This is a genomic window from Aminobacter sp. P4_D5 (assembly GCF_056401815.1).
This window is the reverse complement of record NZ_JBFUIP010001461.1, coordinates 1-507: the sequence shown is the minus strand read 5'-3', so window position 1 is coordinate 507 and position 507 is coordinate 1. Positions and strand designations below refer to the sequence as shown.

Annotated in this window: 1 protein-coding gene; it reads right to left on the bottom strand. The window is 68.0% G+C overall.

Annotated elements, in window-relative coordinates:
• Positions 1-495: cyclase family protein (locus AC1DWF_RS38965; protein ID WP_476843727.1), on the bottom strand; the 495-nt coding region annotated here is incomplete at its 3' end.
• Between the last annotated feature and the right edge of the window lie 12 nt (positions 496-507).

Sequence of the window (507 nt, the reverse complement as noted above, 5' to 3'; positions counted from 1 at the left end):
GAGGGACGCATCCCCCGTCTCGGCTACGCGTCGCTTCGTGTGGGAGAAGGGCGCGTCCCAGGACCAGGCATCCGTGCCGACGAGGCGCACGCCCTGCTCCAGCATCCAGAGCGTCGCCGCCTTGCCCATGCCGCAGCCGGTGTCGACATAGTCGTCCTGGCCGTAGCGCGCGCCGGCGGCGGTGTTCACCACCACGATCTCCAGTGGCTTCAGCGTGTGGCCGATCCGGGCGAGCTCACGCTTGACGTCGTCGGGCTGGCATACGTAGCCGTCCGGTTTGGCGCGAAAGTCCAGCTTCACGCCGGGCTGGAAGCACCAGTCGAGCGGCACCTCGTCGATCCGCCAGGAGGGCTCGCCGCCCGGCACCGTGCTTTCGTTCATGCGCGAGAAGAAGTGGTAGGGCGCGTCGAGATGCGTGCCGTTATGCGTGCTGATGTTCACCTGCTCGACCGCGGCATACTCGCCCTCCGGGAGGGCATCGACCGGCACGCCCATGTAGTCCGCCAT